The sequence below is a fragment of the Pseudomonas putida genome (assembly GCF_028682175.1).
In the GTDB taxonomy this organism is placed as follows: domain Bacteria; phylum Pseudomonadota; class Gammaproteobacteria; order Pseudomonadales; family Pseudomonadaceae; genus Aquipseudomonas; species Aquipseudomonas putida_AD.
On the sequence record NZ_JANHKS010000009.1, the window covers coordinates 138,069 to 158,608 of the forward strand.

The following is a 20,540-nucleotide window of genomic DNA, read 5'->3' on the forward strand; positions in this document are numbered from 1 at the left end:
TACAGTAGCTTAAAGACATCACCAAATTAATCGCAGAACTCAAAAAAGCAAAACCCCGAAACGAGTTCGGGGTTTTTGACTAGAGCGATGCCGCAGAGTTTCAGCCGTTCTGGCGAATACCTGCCACCAGCCAAGGCTGGTTCTCGCCCGGGGCGCGTTCCATGTTCCAGCTTTCGCTGAACACTTCACCCTGGTCGAAACGCGAAGTCTTCGAGACGCCGCTGAAGGTCAGCGTGGCAATGGTCTTGTCGGCGCGATCGTCGACACCTTCCAGTTGCACGCTCAGGTTGTCGATGTAGGTCGACTGGAAGCCGTCGCCCAGGTCGGCACGTTCCTTTTTCAGGAACTGCAGCATTTGCGGGGTCACGAACTCGGCGATCTTGTCCATCTCGTTCGCGTCCCAGTGCTGCTGCAGCGACTGGAAGTGATTGCGTGCGGCTTCAATGAAGCGCTCTTCGTTGAACCAGGCTGGTGCGTTGATCACCGGACGGGCCGACGCGGCAGGCGAACCGCCGAACATCGAGTTGGTGTTCTGCGCAGGCTGCTCGATGGTTTCACGCTGGTACGGAGCACCGGCTGGAGCCATGTGTGGCTGCTGTTTGCGACGACGGGCCGCGATGAAGCGGAAGATCACGAAGGCGATGACCGCCATGATCAGGATGTCGAAGAACTGCATGCCCTGGAAACCGCCGCCCATGAACATGGAGGCCAGCAGGCCACCGGCAGCGATACCGGCCAATGGACCCAGCCATTTGGAAGCACCGCCTGCCGCAGGCGCAGGGCGACCGGCGGCGTTAGGTGCTGCGGCTGGAGCGGATGGTGCTGTCTGACGCGCCTGGTGGCTAGGCGCCGAGCCCATGCTCTTGCCGCCACCGAAACGCGCGGCGTTGGCATCCAGACTCATGGTGAGCCCGATGACCAGCGCCAAGGCGATGCTTAGAAAACGTTGCATATAGGGAATTCCCGTTTGTGGATTGCACGCGCGCCATATTGAACAGGACAAATGTGTCTGACCAGCGACCATATGTTTCTGGCTTTTGCGTGGATCTCAATAGAGCCCGTACTACTTGGGTCGTAGGGCAGTTGAGAAAGTTCTGTAGGAAAGATGGGGGCGCAACGTAGGAATGCAAGTGGACCCTGTAGGAGCGCGCTTGCCCGCGATTGCGGTGTGTCTGAATCCGATGTGGGTCTGATACACCGCCGTCGTCCGAATGCGGCCCAGACCAAGCGCGCTCCTACAGAGGTCCGGCGTCAGACCGGAATCAAACCGGCTCCAGCTTCGCGTAGCCCAGCATCAGCCACTTGCTGCCTTCGGCGAAGTTCACCTGGACCCGCGCCTGGGCGCCCGAGCCTTCGAAGTTGAGGATCACGCCTTCGCCGAACACCGCGTGCTGCACGCGCTGGCCGAGGGAGAACTGGCTCTGGGGGATGCCTTCGCCGTCGAACAGCCGGCTGGGCGCCATGGTCTTGGAGCCGCCGAACGGGCGCGAGACGCTGTTGGACAGGCGCACTTCCTGAATCAGATTCGGTGGAACCTCGCGTACGAAGCGCGACACCTTGTTGTAGGTCTCGCTGCCGTACAGGCGTCGGGTTTCGGCGTAGGTCAGCACCAGGTGCTGCATCGCGCGGGTGATGCCGACGTAGGCCAGGCGGCGTTCTTCTTCAAGACGGCCGGGCTCTTCCAGGCTCATCTTGTGCGGGAACAGGCCTTCTTCCATGCCGACCAGGAACACGTAAGGGAACTCCAGGCCCTTGGCGCTGTGCAGCGTCATCAGTTGGATGCTGTCTTCGTGTTCATCGGCCTGGGTATCGCCGGCTTCCAGCGATGCGTGGCCGAGGAATGCGGCCAGCGGCGTCAGGTCTTCCTCGCCCTCGCTGGTTTCGAACGCGCGGGCGGCGCTGACCAGTTCCTCAAGGTTTTCTACCCGAGCCTGGCCCTTCTCGCCTTTCTCTTCCTGATGATAGGTGATCAGACCCGACTGCTCGATGACGGTCTGGGTCATCAGGTGCAGCGGCATGTCCATGACCTTGGCCGAGAGGTTCTCGATCAGCTCGATAAAGGCGCCCAGCGCACTGGCGGCGCGCCCGGTGACTCCTTTGTTGGCCACCAGCAGGCGCACCGATTCCCACATCGACACGTCGGCGTGGCGGGCGTGCTCGCGGATCGCCTCGACGGTCTTCTCGCCGATGCCTCGCGGCGGCACGTTGATCACGCGCTCAAGGGCCGAATCGTTGCCACGGCCATCGAGCAGGCGCAGATAGGCCATGGCGTTCTTGATCTCGGCGCGCTCGAAGAAGCGCTGGCCGCCATAGATACGGTAGGGGATGCGCTCGCGCAGCAAGGCCTCTTCCAGCACCCGGGACTGGGCGTTGGAGCGGTAGAGAATGGCGATATCGCTGCGCGACATGCCGGTCTTGATCGCGCTTTCGATGGTCTCGACCACGTAGCGCGCTTCGTCGTGTTCGTTGAACGCGGCGTACAGGCTGATCAACTCGCCGTCGCCGACGTCGGTCCACAGCTCCTTGCCCAAGCGGCCGCTGTTGTTGACGATCAGCCCGTTGGCGGCTTTCAGGATGCTGGCCGTGGAGCGATAGTTCTGCTCCAGGCGTATGGTTTCGGTGTCCGGGAAGTCGTCGGAATACTGATGAATATTCTCGATCTTCGCGCCGCGCCAGCCGTAAATCGACTGGTCGTCGTCGCCGACCACCATCAGACTGTCGCCGCCCTTGGCCAGCAGGCGCAACCAGGCGTACTGCACGGCGTTGGTGTCCTGGAATTCGTCCACCAGGATGTGACGGAAGCGGCGCTGGTAGTGCTCCAGCAGGCCCGGATTGTCGCGCCACAGGTCCAGCGCGCGCAGCAGCAGTTCCGAGAAGTCGATGACGCTGGCGCGCTGGCAAGCCGCCTCGTACGCCTCGTAGATCGCCTTCATGGTGCCCAGGAACATGTCGCCGGCGGCCTGGATATGCTTGGGCCGCAGGCCTTCGTCTTTCTGACCGTTGATGAACCACTGGGCCTGACGCGCAGGCCATTTCTGCTCGTCCAGGCCCATCTCGCGGATCACGCGCTTGACCAGCCGCTGCTGGTCGTCGCTGTCCAGGATCTGGAAATTCTGGTTCAGCCCCGCTTCCTGCCAGTGCGCCCGCAGCAGGCGGTGCGCCAGGCCGTGGAACGTGCCGACCCACATGCCCGCCGGGCTGATGCCCATCAGTTGCTCGATGCGATGACGCATCTCGGCGGCGGCCTTGTTGGTGAACGTCACCGACAGGACCGAGTGCGGCGAGGCGTTCTCGACCTGCATCAGCCAGGCGATGCGGTGCACGAGCACACGGGTTTTGCCGGAACCAGCGCCGGCCAGGACCAACTGACGACCCACGGAGGCGGCGACCGCCTGGCGTTGGGCATCGTTGAGGGAATTGAGCAGGAGGGAGAGGTCATCAGTATGCATCGGCGCATTCTAGGGTGCGGCGGGGATGGCGGGCAAACTCTAACGCCGGTCGGTCGAGAACATCACATTGAAAACCTGTAGGAGTGAGCTTGCTCGCGATAGCGTTCTGACAGGCGCAACTGATGTGGTGCCTGAAATGCCGTCATCGCGAGCAAGCTCACTCCTACAGGCCCGCAGCGTTCTTGGTGTCAAGTTGCGGTCCGTGGCGGCCCCCGGCCATTCATGCAATTTATTTTTCTGACTGTATGGTCCGTGCGGTGGCTTGTGTATGCTCCGCTGACGTTCAAGGCCCACTAATTACAAGAATTGCCATGATCTCCAGCAAAGACGCCCCGGCCGACTCTGTGGCGACACGCCGCGTCATCCGCAAACAGTTCGCGACCCAGCTTGCCGTCGAGCGCACACGTCTTCTTTATCAAGGCTCGCTGCTGCCGACCTTGTTCATGTTCATCAACGGCATGCTCTGCGCCTGGCTGCTCTGGAGCCCTGAACGCTATCTGTTGGTGGGCATCTGGGTCGGCTGGCTGTCGGCGCTGGTGTGTCTGCGGGTGTTGCAGGTGGCCGCGTTTCGCGCAGCACCGCCTGAGCGCCAGGCGCAGCCGATCTGGCGGCGCATGTTTCTCGCCGGGGCCTGCGTCAGCGGCCTGACGCTGGCCAGTGCGGCGCTGGTGGTGGTGCCCGTTGAAAGCTTCCTCCAGCAAGCCTGGGTCTTCGGCCTTATCGGCGCGGCGACCCTGTCGGCCAGTGTGGCTTATGCCGCCAGCATTCCGGCGTTCCTGACGTTTACCGTGCCTTGCCTGGCCCCGCCGATCGTTTACCTGTTCTGGGGCGGTGATGTGCCGTTGCGCGGCTGGGCGTGGCTGGGTCTGATCCTTCTATTGGCGCTGATCGTGGTGAGCGCGCAGGTCAACCGGTTGATCCAGCGCGGCCTGACCCGACGCTTTCAGAACCTGGCCCTGATCGAGCATCTGCAAGAGGCCCAGGCCAAAAGCGAGGCGCTCAATCAGGAGCTGGCCCGGCAGTACGAAGAACGCACCCGCTACCTGTCGCACTACGACGAACTGACCGGCCTTGCCAATCGTTCGCTGTTCAACGAGCGGCTGCGCGAGGCCAATCAGCGTGTTCGACAAGGCGGGCAGAACCTGGCCTTGCTGCACATCAACCTGGATCGCTTCAAGCTGCTCAACGACAGCCTGGGGCTGGATGTCGCTGACCAGTTGCTGCGTCAGGTCGGGCGCCGCCTGAGTGCCGAACTGTCCGACGCCGACACCATTGCCCGGCTGTCCGCCGATGAGTTCGCAGTGCTGTTCGACACCCACGGCAACCTCACCACGCTGGCCCGCACCACCACGCGCCTGCTGGCCAAGCTGCGTGCGCCTTTGTCGGTGAGTGGGCATGAACTGGTCGTCAATGCCTCCATCGGCATCGCGCTGTTGCCCGAATCGGGCAAGGACGTGGTCGCGCTGGTCAGCCAGGCCAACATGGCGATGCAACACGCCAAGCACCTGGGCGGGAACAACTTCCAGTTCTACACCGACAGCCTTCAGGCGCGCACCCTGGAGCGGTTGCAAATGGAGATTCAACTGCGCCGCGCCATCGAGGAAGGGCAGCTTGAAGTGTTTTATCAACCCAAGCTTGAGCTGGCGACCGGGCTGCTGAATTCCGCCGAGGCGCTGGTGCGCTGGCGGCATCCGGTCCGGGGCATGGTGCCGCCGGGGGAGTTCATCGGGCTGGCGGAGGAGAGCGGGCTGATCGCCGATATCGGGGAGTTCGTCCTGCGCCGCGCCTGTCGGCAGGCGTGCGAGTGGCAACGCAGCGGCCTGGCGCCGATCCGGGTGTCGGTGAACCTGTCCGTGCACCAGTTGCGTCAGGGCAAGCTGGTCAGCCTGGTGCGCCAGGTGCTCGATGAAACCGGGCTGATGCCCGAATACCTTGAACTGGAATTGACCGAAAGCCAGTTGCTCGACAGTGTCGAACACATCATCAGCACCTTCCAGCAGTTGCGTGAGCTGGGGGTGAAGCTGGCCATCGACGATTTTGGTACCGGCTATTCATCCCTGAGTTACCTCAAGCGTTTTCCGGTGGACTACGTCAAGATCGACCAGGCGTTCATTCGTGGCCTGAACGAGGGCACCGAAGACGCGGCAATCACTCGCGCCATCATCGCCATGGCCCACAGCCTGGGCCTGAAAGTGGTGGCCGAGGGCGTGGAAGACGCGCAGCAGTTGGCGTTTCTGCGGGCACATGCCTGCGATGAGGTGCAAGGCTACCTGATCAGTCGGCCGGTGGAGGCGAGTGCGATGGGCAATGTCCTGCGTGATTGTGTAGTGGGTGCCTGGAGTCATGCGTGAAAAGTCCTACACTCCACGGCGACGAGTCGCTCACAAACGATCGTTTGAGCATTGCAGGCTCGTTTAGCTGTGCGGCTTGCAGGTCATGTAGTATAACTACAAGAAAGCTACAACCCGGCCCATCCTTCTAATGAGTCCTGTCCTTTGAATCTGTTGCAGCACATCGCCCAGTCCCGCCATCTCTTGCGTAAGTCGGAGCTCAAGGTAGCCGACCATGTGCTGCTCGATCCTGCGGCAGTGATGCATAGCTCCATGGCCGATCTGGCCCATAGCGTCGGCATCAGCGAACCCACCATCGTGCGCTTTTGCCGAGCCATCGGCTGCACCGGGTTCCAGGACCTGAAGCTCAAGCTGGCCCAGAGCCTGGCCGCTGGCGCAAGCTTCGGGCAGTTCGCGATCCACGAAGACGATTCGGTCGCGGACTACAGCCTGAAAATCTTCGACACCACGCTGCACACGCTGATGGAAGTGCGCGAGAAGCTCGACCCTCACGCGCTGCAGGCGGCCGTGTCGGTGATGGCCTCGGCCCATCGGGTGGAGTTCTATGGCTTCGGTGCATCGGGAGCTGTAGCGGCTGACGCCCAGCACAAGTTCTTCCGACTGTTGCTGACGGCTGCGTCCTACTCGGATCCGCACATGCAGGCCATGTCGGCCGTGACGCTCAAGCCTACCGATGTCGCGGTGTGCATTTCGCAGTCGGGGCGCTCCAAAGACCTGCTCATCACCGCCAACCTGGTGCGTGAGAGCGGCGCCAACCTGATTACCCTGTGCCCGAGCCAGACCCCGCTGGCGGAACTGTCGACGGTCAACCTGGCCATCGACGTTCACGAAGACACCGAGATCTATACGCCGCTGACCTCGCGCATCGCGCATCTGGTGGTCATCGACGTGCTGGCTATGGGCGTCGCCATGGCTCGCGGCCCAAGCCTGGTCAACCACCTCAAGAGCGTGAAGCGCAGCTTGCGCAGCCTGCGTCTGTCGCCCAAGTCGATCAAGTCATCGGAAGATTGAAAGCCTTCACCAACTTGTAACGCTTTCGCCGCTTGATCGTCACGCCCCAAGGCCACCCTGTACTCCCGCACACGCAATGGGAGACAGGATATGCCTCGGCACTACGATGACTCACAGACCTCCAACGTCAAAACCCGCCGTCAGCAGGAAGACCAGCGCCGCATGGCGTTTCGGCGTGCGATTGAAACGCGGTTCGAAGACCGCCGCCTGACCCTCGAATTCGACGATTACCTCGATGTCTCCGGTTCCTTCTGGCAGAGCGCTAGCGCTGCGGAAGCTGGCCATCAAAACGCGCGACCAGCTCGCTGATCTGTGCACGTTCGGTGCGGATGAACGCAAGGAAGGCGTGAGCCACCGGCGATAGGCGCTTATCCCTGGCCTGTACCACGCACCAGCTGCGATACAGCGGCAGCTCGGCCACCGGCAGCTCTTTGAGGGTTGCGGTGGCCAGTTCCAGGCTCAGCGCATGCCGTGTCAGCAGGGCCACACCCAGCCCCGCCACCACGCATTCGCGCTGCGCTTCGGCCGAGGACACTTCAAGCGTGTGCTCGAAGTGAATGCGCTTTTCCTTGAAATACTCTTCACAGGCCCGGCGCGTTCCCGAGCCGTGTTCGCGAACTACCAGTGTGTGGCCTTCAAGATCCTTGAGGGTTGGATTGGCCAGCTGCGACAGCGGGTGGTCCGGACGCGCGACGGCGACAATCGGGTTATTGAGAAACGGCAGAAACTCCAGCCCCATGTCCTGCGGCACCATCGACATCACCACCAGATCGTCACGGTTGTCTGAAAGCCTGCGAATCACCTGCGCTCGGTTGACCACAGTGAGGTTGAGCATGACTTCGGGGTATTGGCGCTTAAAAGCCGCGAACAGGTGAGGAACGAAGTACTTGGCGCTGGATTCGATCGCAAGCTTGAGTTGCCCCTGCAACGAGCCCTGCATGTCGGAGAGCTGCATGTCGAGGTTTTCCAGACGCCCGAAAATGTCACGGCTGGCCAATTGCAGCGCCTCGGCGGCTTCGGTCAGGTACAGCTTCTTGCCGACGTACTCGAACAAAGGCTGCCCGATCAGCTCCTCGAGCTGACGAATCTGCAGGCTGACGGCCGGTTGCGTGAGAGACATTTCCTCAGCCGCGCGGCTGTAGGACCGCAGATCGCAGACTTCATTGAAGATCCGCAATTGACGCAATGTCATACGCATCAATGACTTACGCAATTTTCAAGCACTCCGCCAATGGCTGAAAGGTTAACTATAAGGTTTTACTTATGTTTAACCCAATTTTTACTCATTTTGGTTAATTGCTGATTCGTCATAGGGTGAGGCCATCGCTGCGACGCAACATGCCGCAACATTGATGTAGCGCAACGTCGCTTCGTACAGACCGGGTCTCCGGTCCGTCTGATCATCGGTCGAGGAAATGCCAGTGATAACAAAAATCCTGATCGCCAACCGTGGGGAAATTGCTGTTCGTATCGTGCGCGCCTGCGCCGAGATGGGCATCCGTTCGGTTGCGATCTACTCCGACGCGGACCGCCATGCGCTCCATGTGAAGCGTGCGGACGAGGCTTATGGCATTGGTTCCGAACCGCTCGAGGGTTACCTGAACCCGCGCAAGTTGGTGAACCTGGCCGTGGAAACCGGTTGCGACGCACTGCACCCAGGTTATGGCTTCCTCTCTGAAAACGCCGAACTGGCGGACATCTGCGCCGAACGTGGAATCAAGTTCATCGGTCCTTCGGCTGAAGTCATTCGCCGCATGGGCGACAAGACCGAAGCGCGCCGCAGCATGATCAAGGCCGGGGTTCCGGTCACGCCAGGCACCGAAGGCAACGTCGCGGACATCGCCGAGGCCCTGGACGAAGGCGAACGTATCGGCTATCCGGTGATGCTCAAGGCCACTTCCGGCGGTGGCGGGCGCGGCATTCGTCGCTGCAACAGTCGTGAAGAGCTTGAACAGGCGTTCCCTCGGGTCATTTCCGAGGCGACCAAGGCCTTCGGCAAGGCCGAAGTGTTCCTGGAAAAATGCATTGTCAATCCCAAGCACATCGAGGCGCAGATCCTCGGCGACAGCTTTGGCAATGTGGTGCACCTGTTCGAACGTGACTGCTCGATCCAGCGCCGCAACCAGAAGCTGATCGAGATTGCCCCGAGCCCTCAGCTGACCCCAGAACAGCGCGCCTACATCGGCGACCTGTCGGTGCGCGCGGCCAAGGCCGTGGGCTACGAGAACGCCGGTACCGTGGAGTTCCTGCTCGCCGAGGGCGAGGTGTACTTCATGGAAATGAACACCCGGGTGCAGGTGGAACACACCATCACCGAGGAAATCACCGGGATCGACATCGTTCGCGAGCAGATTCGCATCGCCTCCGGGCTGCCGCTGTCGGTCAAGCAGGAAGACATCATCCACCGTGGTTTCGCGCTGCAGTTCCGCATCAACGCCGAAGACCCGAAGAACAACTTCCTGCCCAGCTTCGGCAAAATCACCCGTTACTACGCGCCCGGCGGGCCCGGTGTGCGGACCGATACGGCGATCTACACCGGTTACACCATTCCGCCGTTCTATGACTCGATGTGCCTGAAGCTGATCGTCTGGGCGCTGACCTGGGAAGAGGCGATGGACCGTGGCCTGCGCGCGCTGGATGACATGCGCCTGCAAGGCGTGAAGACCACCGCCGCGTATTACCAGGAAATCCTGCGCAATCCGGAGTTCCGCAGCGGACAGTTCAACACCAGCTTCGTTGAAAGCCACCCTGAACTGACCAACTACTCGATCAAGCGCAAACCCGAAGAGCTGGCCCTGGCCATCGCCGCCGCCATTGCCGCCCACGCAGGACTTTGAATGCAGCTGCAAGCTGCAAGCGGCAAGCTACAAGTCAAAGCGGATCGGCTTTTTCTTGCGGCTTGTAGCTTGAAGCTTGGAGCTATGAGGAGATAAGAATGACGAAGAAGATCTTTGTAACCGACACCATCCTGCGCGACGCCCACCAATCGCTGCTCGCCACCCGCATGCGCACCGAAGACATGCTGCCGATCTGCGAGAAGCTCGACAAAGTCGGCTACTGGTCGCTGGAAGTCTGGGGCGGCGCGACGTTCGACGCCTGCGTGCGCTTCCTGAAGGAAGACCCGTGGGAGCGCCTGCGCCAACTGCGCGCTGCGCTGCCCAACACTCGCCTGCAAATGCTCCTGCGCGGCCAGAACCTGCTTGGCTATCGTCACTACAGCGACGACGTGGTCAAGGCCTTCGTCGCCAAGGCGGCGGTCAACGGGATCGACGTGTTCCGCATCTTCGACGCCATGAACGACGTGCGTAACCTGCGCGTGGCCATCGAGGCGGTGAAGGCTGCGGGCAAACATGCCCAAGGCACCATCGCGTATACCGTCAGCCCCGTGCATACCATCGAGGCCTTTGTTGCTCAGGCCAAGCAGATGGAGGCCATGGGTTGCGACTCCGTGGCGATCAAGGACATGGCTGGTCTGCTCACGCCGTTCGCGGCTGGCGAACTGGTCAAGGCGTTGAAAGCCGAGCAGTCGCTGCCGGTGTTCATCCACTCCCACGACACCGCTGGCCTGGCTGCGATGTGTCAGCTCAAGGCGGTGGAAAACGGCGTCGATCACATCGACACCGCGATCTCCAGCTTCGCCTGGGGCACCAGCCACCCTGGCACCGAGTCGATGGTTGCTGCGCTCAAGGGCAGCGAATTCGACACCGGCCTGGATCTGGAGCTGCTGCAGGAAATCGGCCTGTATTTCTACGCCGTGCGTAAGAAATATCACCAGTTCGAGAGCGAATTCACCGCAGTCGACACTCGTGTGCAGGTCAACCAGGTGCCGGGCGGCATGATTTCCAACCTGGCCAACCAGCTCAAGGAACAGGGCGCCCTTAACCGCATGGCCGAAGTGCTGGCCGAGATCCCGCGCGTGCGCAAGGACCTGGGCTACCCGCCGCTGGTGACCCCGACTTCGCAGATCGTCGGCACCCAGGCGTTCTTCAACGTGCTGGCTGGCGAGCGCTACAAGACCATCACCAACGAAGTGAAGCTGTACCTCACCGGCGGCTACGGCAAGGCGCCGGGCGAGGTGGACGAGAAGCTTCGTCGTCAGGCCATCGGCAACGAAGAGCTGATCGACGTGCGCCCGGCCGACCTGCTCAAGCCGGAAATGACCAAGCTGCGTGGCGAAATCGGCGCACTGGCTCAATCCGAAGAGGATGTGCTGACTTACGCGATGTTTCCGGACATTGGCCGCAAGTTCCTCGAAGAACGTGCAGCCGGCACCTTGGCGCCAGAGCCGCTGCTGCCGATTCCGGAGCCGGGCACCGTGGCCAGGGCGGGCGGCGAGGGCGTTCCGACCGAGTTCGTCATTGACGTACACGGCGAAAGCTATCGTGTCGACATCACCGGCGTGGGCGTCAAGGCCGAGGGCAAGCGCCACTTCTACCTGTCCATCGATGGCATGCCGGAAGAGGTGGTGTTCGAACCGCTCAACGAGTTTGTCGGCGGCGGTATCGGCAAGCGCGCCCAGGCCAGCAAACCGGGCCACGTCAGCACCACCATGCCGGGCAACATTGTCGATGTGCTGGTCAAGGAAGGCGACACAGTCAAGGTTGGCCAGGCCGTGTTGATTACCGAAGCCATGAAGATGGAAACCGAGGTACAGGCGTCGATTGCCGGCAAGATCGTGGCGATCAACGTCGCCAAGGGTGATCGCGTGAACCCGGGTGAGATTCTGATCGAGATCGAATGATCGCGATGAAGCAACGATAAACAGCCTCACGCGCATAGACGCGGGAGGCTCAATGGTTACCTCTGGGGGAGCACTCGTGGCTCCCCTTTTTTTATGCGCTCGATTTTGCGGCGCTGCAGCAGGTTCAAGGCTTTTTGTAATGCTTCTGGAAGAAGTGAAGCGCTTCCTTGAACGTCAGTTTCTTGTTGGCAACTCCAACCATGTCGTCTTCTGGCAGGTAGCTGAACTTGAGATACAGAACGTCTCCCTTGGCCTTGTCCTGATGCAGGATGCCATCGATAGCCTTCTTGAGGTCAGGCAATTTATCAAGTGCGCCGATCAGGCTTGCCCAATCAGGTGTCTTGATATAGGCGCTGTTGAGGAGAGCGGCGACCTTCACCAGCAATTCATTGACCGGGAATATGCCGGTGAAACGGGTTTTAGGCTTGAATGGGCTGATTCCCATGTAGATCTTGGGAAGCTTGGCGATCTGCGATTCAACCCCGTGTTGCTGGTGGTTGAGGAGAAACTCAGTGATCTGCACCGGGGTGCCGACGATGACCAGTGATTGCACGCCAGCTCCGGTTTCAGAAAACAGGTAGTTGCCGTTCGTGGCGGCCACGGCTTTCTTCAGCTCGCCGCGATCAATGATGACGCTGTGGAGTTTGCCCACTTTCAGTTCTGGAGCGGGGACGCGCCATGGGTTTTGAGGTTGCATATATTCTTCCTTGAATGAATCGGGTTAAGTAGGTTCGCATCCTGCGAACACTCTCACCTTAGCCTCGCATTAGCCTGCTGCTCTGTCCTTACGTGGTATTCAGCCGATTCCTACAGTGATTGCGGTGGACGGCCTCGTTTGTATTCACCGGCCGTCCGGCATGACGTTTCAAAATCGCAGGGTTACAACGCTCGGAAATGGGCAAGCGTGTCGATCTGTTTCCCGTCCTTGAAGTTATCCACAGCCAGCCAGCCGGCAAATGCCGGCTCGATCTGCGGCCATTCGCTGTCCAGGATCGAGTACCAGGCGGTGTCGCGGTTCTTGCCCTTGACGATCATGTGCTGGCGGAAGGTGCCTTCGAAACTGAAACCAAAGCGCTCGGCAGCGCGCATGGAGCGGGCGTTGTTGGCGTTGCACTTCCACTCCAGGCGGCGGTTGCCCAGCGCGAAAGATTCCTTGGCCAGCAGGTACACGGCCTCAGTGCTTTTAGGTGTGCGCTGCATCGATGCGCCGAAGGTCACGTGGCCGATTTCGATGCGCCCGGCGCTCGGCACGATGGACATCAAGCTCAGAAAGCCGTCGATAGCGCCGCTCTGCTGGTCGATGACGGTGTAGAACCAAGGGTCGGTGCTGGCTTGCAGGCCCGCGAGGTAGTCATCGAATGCTGCGCGCTCGGTGAAAGGACCGACGGCCAGGTAATCCCAGAGCTTCGGGTCCGCGCCGGGGCCTTCCAGTGCTTCCCACAGGCCGGCTGCGTGCCTGGCGGCGTCGAGTTTTTCCAGGCGTACGAAGCGTCCGTTGAGGGTGTGGGTGTCCGGCAGTTTCGCCGATTGCCAATGTGCAAGATCTGACATGTTCAGGGTATCCGTACTTACAGCGGTTTGCGGAACTGGATGAAGCCAGGGCGCTCTGCGATGCGTTCGTACAGCTGGATCGCCGTGGCGTTGGTTTCGTGGGTCAGCCAATGCACCTTGTCGGCACCGCCTTTTTTCGCGGCGTCGTAGACATACTCGATCAGCTTGCGACCCACACCGGTGCCGCGCTGGTCGGGCGTTACCAACAGGTCCTGCAGGTAGCAGGAGTAGTTGATGCTCCAGTTGGAGCGGTGATAAATGAAATGGACCATGCCGACCGCCTTGCCGTCTACCCAGGCAAGTGCCGCGTTGGTGGGCTCGTTGCTGTCCAGAAAACGCTGCCAGGTGCTTTGGGTCACGGCGTCCGGCAACTCGGCCTTGTAGAAGGTCAGGTAAGCCTTCCACAGTGGCAGCCAGCTGGCGTGATCGTCTGCGGTGACGGGGCGGATGTGTACGTCAGACACGGTTTTCTCCTTGGCTCATCAAGCGTGCGATTTGCTGATCGTTCTGATCCTGGCTTTCGGCCAGGCCTTTGCTCACGCCGGCGATGTCTTCGGCGCTGCGGTTCTGGTTAAGTTTGCGTTTACCTTCCAGGCGCTCGATGGGGATGGCAAAGCCGACGATGCCCTTGAGCATGCTCTGAATATAGTCGGCGGGCGCATCGCTCACGGCCCAGGGCTGGGCGCGGGCGGCTTCGTGCTTGTCGGTAAGTCCGCTGACGATGGCCAGCAACGGTTCGGGATCGGTAATGACGTGTGGCCGTCCGTACGCATGCACGGCCAGGTAGTTCCAGGTGGGCACCACTTTGCCGTGCTCGGCCTTGGCGGCATAGAACGACGGGCTGATGTAGGCATCGGCGCCCTGAAAGATGACCAGAACCTCGGCGCCGTTCGCCAACGCCTGGCATTGCGGGTTGGCCTTGGCCAGATGCCCGGTCAGGGTGCCATTGGGGCCTTGCGTCGGGTCGAGCAACAGCGGCACGTGGCTGGCCACAAGCCCGGTTTCGTCGAACGTGACCAGAGTGGCCAGGCGCGTACCTTCGACTTGCCGGAACAGGCTGGCCTGGTCCTCATCTTTGAAGTGGCGGGGTGTGTACATGGGATTTTCCTTGGCGATTGGCTCAATCCTAGGCAGGCTATTGGTCTGATGTAAGAACCATTCATGGTCAATTTCATAGGGCCAATCCAATGCCTGCCATCACCCCTTCATTGACGTTCGATTTCGCCGGCATCGAACTCGACCGCCGCCAAGGCTTGAGCCGACAGCTATACCTGGCGCTGCGCCAGCGCATCCTTGACCGGCGTCTGCGCAGCGGTACGCGGTTGCCGGCGAGTAGGGATCTGGCCAGTGCATTGTCGATATCGCGCAACAGCGTCATGCGCGCCTATGACCAGCTGTACGCCGAAGGCTTCACCGAGGGGCGGGTGGGAGATGGCACTTATGTCGCCAGCTTTGCTGATAAAACCGTCGCTTCGAAAAAACTATCCACAAAATTGTCCACAGGGTTATCCCTAGGCTTATCAACAGGTTTATCCACAAAATCGACCGATGGCACTGGAGATTTAGCCAGTAAAGTTATCCACAGTGCATCGCTGGAGCGGCTGCAGCGGCATCATTTGAGTGCGCCAAAAACCGGATTGCCAAGGGCATTTCGGGTTGGGGTGCCGGCGTTCGACCTGTTCCCGTTCGATGTGTGGGGCAAGCTGCACGCGGCTTTCTGGCGAAAACCCGGCCTGCATCAGCTCGGTTATGGCGACCCGGCAGGCGAGTGGCGGCTGCGCGAACTGATCGCCGTGTATTTAAGAACGTCTCGTGACATGCACTGCCTGCCTGAGCAAATTGTGATCACCAGCGGCGCACAGCAGGCAATCACCCTTTGTGCACAGTTGCTGCTCGATGAGGGCGATAGTGTCGCCATCGAGAATCCGGGCTATCGCGCCGCAGGGCATGCCTTTGCCGTGGCCGGCGCCCGGTTGCGTGGAATGCCCATCGATGCCCAGGGCATGCGCGCGCCCGAGCCCGATGACCGCAGTTGCAAGCTGGCGTACGTCACGCCGTCGCACCAGTACCCCTTGGGCGTGACCATGAGCCTGGCGCGCCGAGTCGAGTTGCTGGCCTGGGCAGAACGCACCGGCGGCTGGATCGTGGAGGACGACTACGACGGCGAGTATCGCTACAGCGGCGCGCCACTGGCACCGCTGGCTGCCCTGGACCGCAGCGGGCGAGTGCTCTACGTCGGTACTTTCGGCAAGGTGGCGTTCCCGGCGCTGCGCCTGGGGTATCTGGTGTTGCCGCTGGATCTGGTCCAACCGTTCAGCCAGCGCCGGGCTGTGGACATGCGTCATTCGGAGATCGGCACTCAGGCGGTGATGGCCGAGTTCATTGCGGCGGGACATTTCCAGCGGCATATCCGCAGGATGCGCCGTGCGGCCCTGAGCCGGCGCGATGCCTTGCTGGCGGGCTGGCCGCAGGATCTGCCCGGTTGCAGTCCGATGCCCAAGCCGTTGGCGGGGTTGCATGTGTCGGTGGCGGTGGACAGCCTGGAGCGGGAGCGCGAGCTGGTGGCCAAGGCTGAACGCGTCGGTGTGGAAGTGGCGCCCTTGAGTGGTTACTGGCTGCCCGACTCCCCCGAGCCTGTGGATAACCGGGCAGGGCTGGTGCTGGGGTTCGCGGCGGTGCCGGAGGCGGACATCGCGTCGGCGCTGATGCGGTTGCGGGAAGCTTGGGGCGTGTAACCCAATCTCACCCCCAACGCATACCTGTAGGAGTGAGCTTGCTCGCGATGGCATAGTGTCAGCTTGCACATCTGGCACTGACAAAACGCTATCGCGAGCAAGCTCACTCCTACAGGGGCGGGTCCGCAGGTTGTCGGGGTATACTCGCGCCCATCGCAAATTTTCCCGAGATACATCATGAGCCTCCCTCTTTCTGCGTCTCCCGAGCGCAAGTTCGGTACGCCGCTGATCGCTTTCATTCTGTTGGTGGTCGGTGCGTTGTTTCTTCAATCGGCCGTCGGCGGCAAGCAGGTGCTGTTGCTGATCGTCGGCGCCGCCCTGGGCCTGACCCTGTACCACGCGGCGTTTGGCTTCACGTCCGCCTGGCGGGTGTTCATCAACGAGCGCCGTGGCGCGGGCCTGCGGGCGCAGATGGTCATGCTGGCCATCGCCGTGGTGCTGTTCTTCCCGGCGTTGGGCGCGGGCACGCTGTTCGGCACGCCGGTTAATGGCCTCGTCGCGCCTGCCGGTGTTTCCGTGGTGTTCGGTGCGTTCATCTTCGGCATCGGCATGCAGATGGGCGGCGGCTGTGCATCGGGCACGCTGTTCACCGTGGGCGGCGGCAATGCGCGGATGCTGGTGACGCTGCTGTTCTTCATCATCGGCTCGCTGATCGCCACGCACCATGTCGACTGGTGGTTCTCGCTGCCTTCGTTCCCCGCGACCTCTATCGTCAAGACCTTCGGCGTGATGCCTGCGCTGGTCATGAGCCTGGCGCTGTTCGCGGTGATCGCGCTGGTGACCGTCAAACTTGAAAAGCGCCGCCACGGCGAACTGGAAGCTGCGGTGACCAGCGAGCACGTTGGCTTGCGCCGCTTCCTGCGCGGACCGTGGCCATTGGTGTGGGGCGCGATTGCCCTGGCGCTGCTCAACTACGCGACGCTGGCGCTGGCTGGCCGTCCGTGGGGCATCACCTCTGCATTTGCTCTGTGGGGCGCGAAAGTCGCCGGTAGCCTGGGTGTGGACGTTGGCAGCTGGGCGTTCTGGCAAATGCCGGCCAACGCGAAGGCACTGGCTGCGCCAGTGTGGGAAGACATCACCACGGTCATGGACATTGGCATCATGCTGGGTGCGGCAGTGGCGGCCGGGCTTGCAGGACGTTTCTCGCCAAGCCTGAAGATTCCGACCCGCTCGCTGGTTGCAGCGGTGATTGGTGGTCTGCTGCTGGGTTATGGCTCGCGTCTGGCCTATGGCTGCAACATCGGCGCGTATTTCAGCGGCATTGCTTCGGGCAGCCTGCATGGCTGGTTGTGGCTGATCGCAGCGTTCGCCGGCAATGCGGTGGGCGTGCGGATTCGTCCGTTCTTCTTCGAAGGTGAACGCCGCCCGGTGGTTTTGAGCGGCTGCTGATCTTCATCTGACAACGGACCGTAGCAGCACGGCCGGGCGGCGTTCCGATGCCGGCGGGGGCGTCCTTGAAATCGCCCCCGCCGGCAAGCCGTGCTGCTACGAGAAGCGGTGTATCTGATACAAGGTATGTGTCAGTTACACCATCATCGCGGGCAAGCGCGCTCCTACAGTTGGAGCTGGGCCTTGGCCACCTTCACGATGTTATCCACCGTGAACCCGAACTTGGCCTGCAGCTTGTCGATCGGGGCTGAGGCGCCGAAGGTGTTCATCACGATCTTCGCGCCGCTCTGGCCGACATAACGGTCCCAGCCCACCGGTCCTGCCTGTTCCACCACCACCCGCGCCTTCACGCTAGGCGGGAACACTTCATCGCGGTAGGCCTTGCCCTGGTGCTCGAACAATTCCCAACTGGGCATCGACACCACGCGCGCCTTCACGCCCTCGGCCTTGAGCTTCTCGAACGCTTCCACCGTCATACCAACTTCACTGCCGGTGGCGATCAGGATCACCTCTGGCTGCTCATGCCCCGAGTCGGCGAGCACGTACGCGCCTCGGGCGAGGCCTTCGGCGCTGGCGTAGATCGAGCGATCCAGCGTCGGCATCGGCTGGCGTGACAGCACGATACAGCTGGGCCGGTGGGTCTGCGCCAGCGCGACTTTCCAGGCTTCGGCGGTTTCGTTGGCATCGCCCGGGCGCAAGGTGAGCAAGCCTGGGGTGGCGCGCAGTTGCGTCAGATGCTCGATGGGCTGGTGAGTCGGGCCGTCTTCGCCGACGCCGATGGAGTCGTGGGTGAAGACGAACACCACCGGCAATTCCATGATCGCGGCCAGCCGGATCGGCGGCTTCATGTAGTCGCTGAAGACCAGGAACGTCGAGGTGTAGGGGCGGATGTAGGACAGCGCCAGGCCATTGGCAATCGAGCCCATGGCATGCTCGCGTACCCCGAAATGCAGATTGCGGCCGTTGTAGCTGCCGGCCTCGAAGCTGCCTGCGCCTTCAAAGGTGAGGTTGGTCTTGGTCGAGGGCGAAAGGTCCGCCGAGCCACCCATCAGCCAGGGGATCTGTTGCGCGAAGCCGTTGAGCACCTTGCCGCCGGCAGCCCGGGTGGCGATGCCCTTTTTGTCGGCATCGAAACTCAAGGCCGTGTTGCGCCAGCCCTCGGGCATCTCGCCTGCGCGCATGCGTTGCAGTTGATCGGCCAGCTCGGGTTGGCTTTCTTCGAACTCGGCGAAGGTTTTCTGCCAGGCAATATAGTCGTCCGCGCTGCGCTCCAGCATGGCGTCGCGCAGGTGATGGCGGGCGTCTTCGGGCACCAGGAAACTGCTGTTCTCGTCCCAGCCGTAGGCCTTCTTGGTCAGTTTGATTTCGTCCTCGCCCAGCGGCTCGCCGTGGGCGGAAGCGGTGTTGTGTTTGTTGGGCGAGCCATAGCCGATCACGCTGTCGACGACGATCAGCGTCGGCGCATCGTCGGTCTGCTGGAAAGCCTTGATCGACCTGGCCAGTGCGGCGCCGTCGTTGGCGTCCTTGACGTGATGAGTCTTCCAGCCATAGCCCTCGAAGCGCTTCTGCACGTCGTCGCTGTAGGCCAGTTCCGTGTGGCCTTCGATGCTGATGGTGTTGTTGTCGTAGATCCAGCACAGGTTCGACAACTTCAAATGCCCGGCAATCGACGCAGCTTCGGCAGTCACGCCTTCCATCATGTCGCCATCGCCGCAGAGCACGTAGACGTTGTAGTCGAACAGCTTGGCATCCGGCTGGTTGAAATGCTCACCCAGCCATCGCTCGGCCATCGCCATGCCGACGCTGTTGGCGCAGCCCTGGCCGAGGGGGCCGGTGGTGGTCTCGACCCCCGTGGTCATGCGGTATTCGGGGTGGCCCGGGGTTTTCGAGCTCAACTGGCGAAACTGTTTGATGTCTTCAAGGCTGATCGCAGGCTTGCCCGAGCGCTTGCCATGCTCGTCAATCTCCACCACGCCCGCCAGGTGCAGCAGCGAATACAGCAGCATCGAAGCATGGCCCACCGACAGCACGAAGCGGTCGCGGTTTGGCCAGTCAGGGTGTTCCGGGTGGTAGCGCAAGAAATCCTTCCACAGCGTGTAGCCCACCGGGGCCAGCGCCATGGGCGTACCGGGATGGCCGGAATTGGCCTTCTGCACCGCATCCATGGCCAGGGTGCGGATGGTGTTGATGGTCAGTTGGTCGCGTTCATTGGCGTTCGACGTAGCAGGCGAGCCCATGTTGATCTCCTCGTGACGTGTGGCAGTGGCATCCAGATAGATGTCGAGCACGGGGAGGGCGGGATCGTTCCATGAATGTTTGTGGCGAACGATCGGGCCTGAATGCATTCGAATCCCCTGGGGCTTGAATCACACGACAGGGGGTGACCATTGAAGGACACGATCATCAAGAAATACCGCGCCATGATCCGGACCTTTACCTACATCGGTTGGTCGCTGTTCTGGCTGCTGATCTGGGACGTTATCGTGACGGTGGATTTCATGCTCTACCTGGAGCGCAAGATCACCTTGCCGTCGATGCCGCTGACGCTGCTGGGTTCGGCGCTGGTGGTGCTGACCAGTTTTCGCAACTCCAGTGCCTACAACCGCTGGTGGGAAGCGCGCACGCTATGGGGCGCGCTGGTGAACAATTCCCGCAGCTTCGCGCGGCAGGTGCTGACGCTGATCGACGACGAGGGCGACATCAACCCGGTAAAACCCTTGCTGCTAAGGCGGCATGTGGCCTACGTGGAATGCCTGTCGGCGCATCTGAAGGGCGGCGACTGCGGCGAGGAAGTGACGGCCATGATCCCTCGGGAAGAGTACGACCGGCGCACGCGCACCAATAACTTCCCCAACGCGATTCTCAATGAATCGGCGGCGATCATCGCCCATGAGTACAAGGCTGGTCGGCTGGATAGCATCCGGCTGGAGCGCCTTGAAGCGACCCTGGTGGAAATTTCCAACTGCCAGGGCGGCATGGAGCGCATCGCCAATACACCGTTGCCTTACCCCTACGTGACCTTTCCGCGGCTGTTCATCACGATGTTCTGCATCATCGTGCCGATTGGCCTGGTAGAGACGCTGGGGTGGTTTACGCCATTGGCCTCGACCGTGGTGGGCTTCATGCTGCTGGCCATCGAGAAGATCGGCACCGACCTGCAAAGCCCGTTCAAGGCGTCGGAGCATGAGATTCAGATGAAGGCATTGTGTGAAAACATTTCAGGGAATCTGAATTCGATGTTGCGGGATGCGACAGAAAAACAGCGTTGACCGCAGTACCCGTAGCAGCACGGCTTGCCGGCGGGGGCGTCCTT

General features: G+C 61.4%; 16 protein-coding genes. 8 read left to right on the top strand and 8 right to left on the bottom strand.

From position 1 onward, the window contains the following. Positions 1-100 precede the first annotated feature (100 nt). Both NPS29_RS09255 and uvrD read right to left on the bottom strand, forming a co-directional pair. Positions 101-952, bottom strand: coding sequence for a Tim44 domain-containing protein (locus tag NPS29_RS09255; protein WP_274132147.1), 852 nt, complete (start codon positions 950-952; stop codon positions 101-103). A gap of 310 nt (positions 953-1,262) precedes the next feature. Then, positions 1,263-3,449, bottom strand: a complete 2,187-nt coding sequence (uvrD, locus tag NPS29_RS09260; protein WP_274132148.1) for a DNA helicase II — start codon at positions 3,447-3,449, stop codon at positions 1,263-1,265. A 311-nt stretch (positions 3,450-3,760) separates the two neighbouring features. Between uvrD and NPS29_RS09265 the strand changes: the two genes are divergently transcribed. From NPS29_RS09265 to NPS29_RS09275, 3 genes are all read left to right on the top strand, one after another. After that, positions 3,761-5,800, top strand: a complete 2,040-nt coding sequence (locus NPS29_RS09265) for a putative bifunctional diguanylate cyclase/phosphodiesterase (protein ID WP_274132149.1) — start codon at positions 3,761-3,763, stop codon at positions 5,798-5,800. Positions 5,801-5,944: 144 nt separating this feature from the next. Beyond that, positions 5,945-6,811 carry a transcriptional regulator HexR gene (gene hexR / locus NPS29_RS09270; protein WP_274132150.1) on the top strand — a complete coding sequence of 289 codons (867 nt, stop codon included), beginning with the start codon at positions 5,945-5,947 and terminating at the stop codon, positions 6,809-6,811. 162 nt (positions 6,812-6,973) lie between these two features. Further along, a complete protein-coding gene (locus NPS29_RS09275) occupies positions 6,974-7,120 on the top strand; it encodes a PA3496 family putative envelope integrity protein (RefSeq protein ID WP_400779230.1) in 147 nt (48 codons plus the stop codon). Here the strand turns inward: NPS29_RS09275 and NPS29_RS09280 are convergent. Continuing rightward, positions 7,074-8,024, bottom strand: a complete 951-nt coding sequence (locus NPS29_RS09280) for a LysR family transcriptional regulator (protein WP_274132152.1) — start codon at positions 8,022-8,024, stop codon at positions 7,074-7,076. The genes NPS29_RS09275 and NPS29_RS09280 overlap by 47 nt on opposite strands. 208 nt (positions 8,025-8,232) lie before the next feature. Between NPS29_RS09280 and NPS29_RS09285 the strand changes: the two genes are divergently transcribed. Next, a complete protein-coding gene (locus tag NPS29_RS09285) occupies positions 8,233-9,648 on the top strand; it encodes an acetyl-CoA carboxylase biotin carboxylase subunit (protein ID WP_274132153.1) in 1,416 nt (471 codons plus the stop codon). A 98-nt stretch (positions 9,649-9,746) separates the two neighbouring features. Next, positions 9,747-11,552 (top strand): sodium-extruding oxaloacetate decarboxylase subunit alpha, encoded by a 1,806-nt coding sequence (oadA, locus tag NPS29_RS09290; protein WP_274132155.1) that lies wholly within the window; start codon positions 9,747-9,749, stop codon positions 11,550-11,552. A gap of 124 nt (positions 11,553-11,676) precedes the next feature. Here the strand turns inward: oadA and NPS29_RS09295 are convergent, their stop codons facing one another. The 4 genes from NPS29_RS09295 to NPS29_RS09310 form a co-directional block, all read right to left on the bottom strand. After that, a complete protein-coding gene (locus tag NPS29_RS09295; RefSeq protein ID WP_274132157.1) occupies positions 11,677-12,249 on the bottom strand; it encodes a hypothetical protein in 573 nt (190 codons plus the stop codon). Between the two features lie 182 nt (positions 12,250-12,431). Further along, positions 12,432-13,103 carry a GNAT family N-acetyltransferase gene (locus tag NPS29_RS09300; RefSeq protein WP_274132158.1) on the bottom strand — a complete coding sequence of 224 codons (672 nt, stop codon included), beginning with the start codon at positions 13,101-13,103 and terminating at the stop codon, positions 12,432-12,434. Between the two features lie 17 nt (positions 13,104-13,120). Then, a complete protein-coding gene (locus NPS29_RS09305; protein ID WP_274132159.1) occupies positions 13,121-13,567 on the bottom strand; it encodes a GNAT family N-acetyltransferase in 447 nt (148 codons plus the stop codon). Beyond that, on the bottom strand, positions 13,560-14,201 hold the full coding sequence (locus NPS29_RS09310; protein ID WP_274132161.1) for an FMN-binding negative transcriptional regulator: 642 nt from the start codon (positions 14,199-14,201) through the stop codon (positions 13,560-13,562). Before NPS29_RS09310 ends, NPS29_RS09305 begins: the two co-directional genes overlap by 8 nt. 89 nt (positions 14,202-14,290) lie before the next feature. Between NPS29_RS09310 and NPS29_RS09315 the strand changes: the two genes are divergently transcribed. Then, positions 14,291-15,838 (top strand): PLP-dependent aminotransferase family protein, encoded by a 1,548-nt coding sequence (locus tag NPS29_RS09315; RefSeq protein WP_274132163.1) that lies wholly within the window; start codon positions 14,291-14,293, stop codon positions 15,836-15,838. Between the two features lie 177 nt (positions 15,839-16,015). Further along, positions 16,016-17,227, top strand: a complete 1,212-nt coding sequence (locus tag NPS29_RS09320) for a YeeE/YedE family protein (RefSeq protein WP_274132164.1) — start codon at positions 16,016-16,018, stop codon at positions 17,225-17,227. A 164-nt stretch (positions 17,228-17,391) separates the two neighbouring features. Here NPS29_RS09320 and tkt read toward each other — a convergent pair whose 3' ends face one another. Then, complete coding sequence (gene tkt, locus NPS29_RS09325; protein ID WP_274132173.1) at positions 17,392-19,464, bottom strand: transketolase; 2,073 nt, start codon at positions 19,462-19,464, stop codon at positions 17,392-17,394. Positions 19,465-19,614: 150 nt separating this feature from the next. On the opposite strand from tkt, the gene NPS29_RS09330 reads away from it, so the two are divergent. After that, complete coding sequence (locus NPS29_RS09330; protein ID WP_274132165.1) at positions 19,615-20,496, top strand: bestrophin family protein; 882 nt, start codon at positions 19,615-19,617, stop codon at positions 20,494-20,496. Positions 20,497-20,540 lie beyond the last annotated feature (44 nt).

Bases quoted from the DNA above. Each gene is read 5' to 3' on its own strand.
- NPS29_RS09255 (WP_274132147.1), bottom strand. From the start codon at position 952: ATGCAACGTTTTCTAAGCATCGCCTTGGCGCTGGTCATCGGGCTCACC.
- uvrD (WP_274132148.1), bottom strand. From the start codon at position 3,449: ATGCATACTGATGACCTCTCCCTCCTGCTCAATTCCCTCAACGATGCC.
- NPS29_RS09265 (WP_274132149.1), top strand. From the start codon at position 3,761: ATGATCTCCAGCAAAGACGCCCCGGCCGACTCTGTGGCGACACGCCGC.
- NPS29_RS09275 (WP_400779230.1), top strand. From the start codon at position 6,974: ATGGCGTTTCGGCGTGCGATTGAAACGCGGTTCGAAGACCGCCGCCTG.
- oadA (WP_274132155.1), top strand. From the start codon at position 9,747: ATGACGAAGAAGATCTTTGTAACCGACACCATCCTGCGCGACGCCCAC.
- NPS29_RS09295 (WP_274132157.1), bottom strand. From the start codon at position 12,249: ATGCAACCTCAAAACCCATGGCGCGTCCCCGCTCCAGAACTGAAAGTG.
- NPS29_RS09300 (WP_274132158.1), bottom strand. From the start codon at position 13,103: ATGTCAGATCTTGCACATTGGCAATCGGCGAAACTGCCGGACACCCAC.
- NPS29_RS09310 (WP_274132161.1), bottom strand. From the start codon at position 14,201: ATGTACACACCCCGCCACTTCAAAGATGAGGACCAGGCCAGCCTGTTC.
- NPS29_RS09315 (WP_274132163.1), top strand. From the start codon at position 14,291: ATGCCTGCCATCACCCCTTCATTGACGTTCGATTTCGCCGGCATCGAA.
- NPS29_RS09320 (WP_274132164.1), top strand. From the start codon at position 16,016: ATGAGCCTCCCTCTTTCTGCGTCTCCCGAGCGCAAGTTCGGTACGCCG.
- tkt (WP_274132173.1), bottom strand. From the start codon at position 19,464: ATGGGCTCGCCTGCTACGTCGAACGCCAATGAACGCGACCAACTGACC.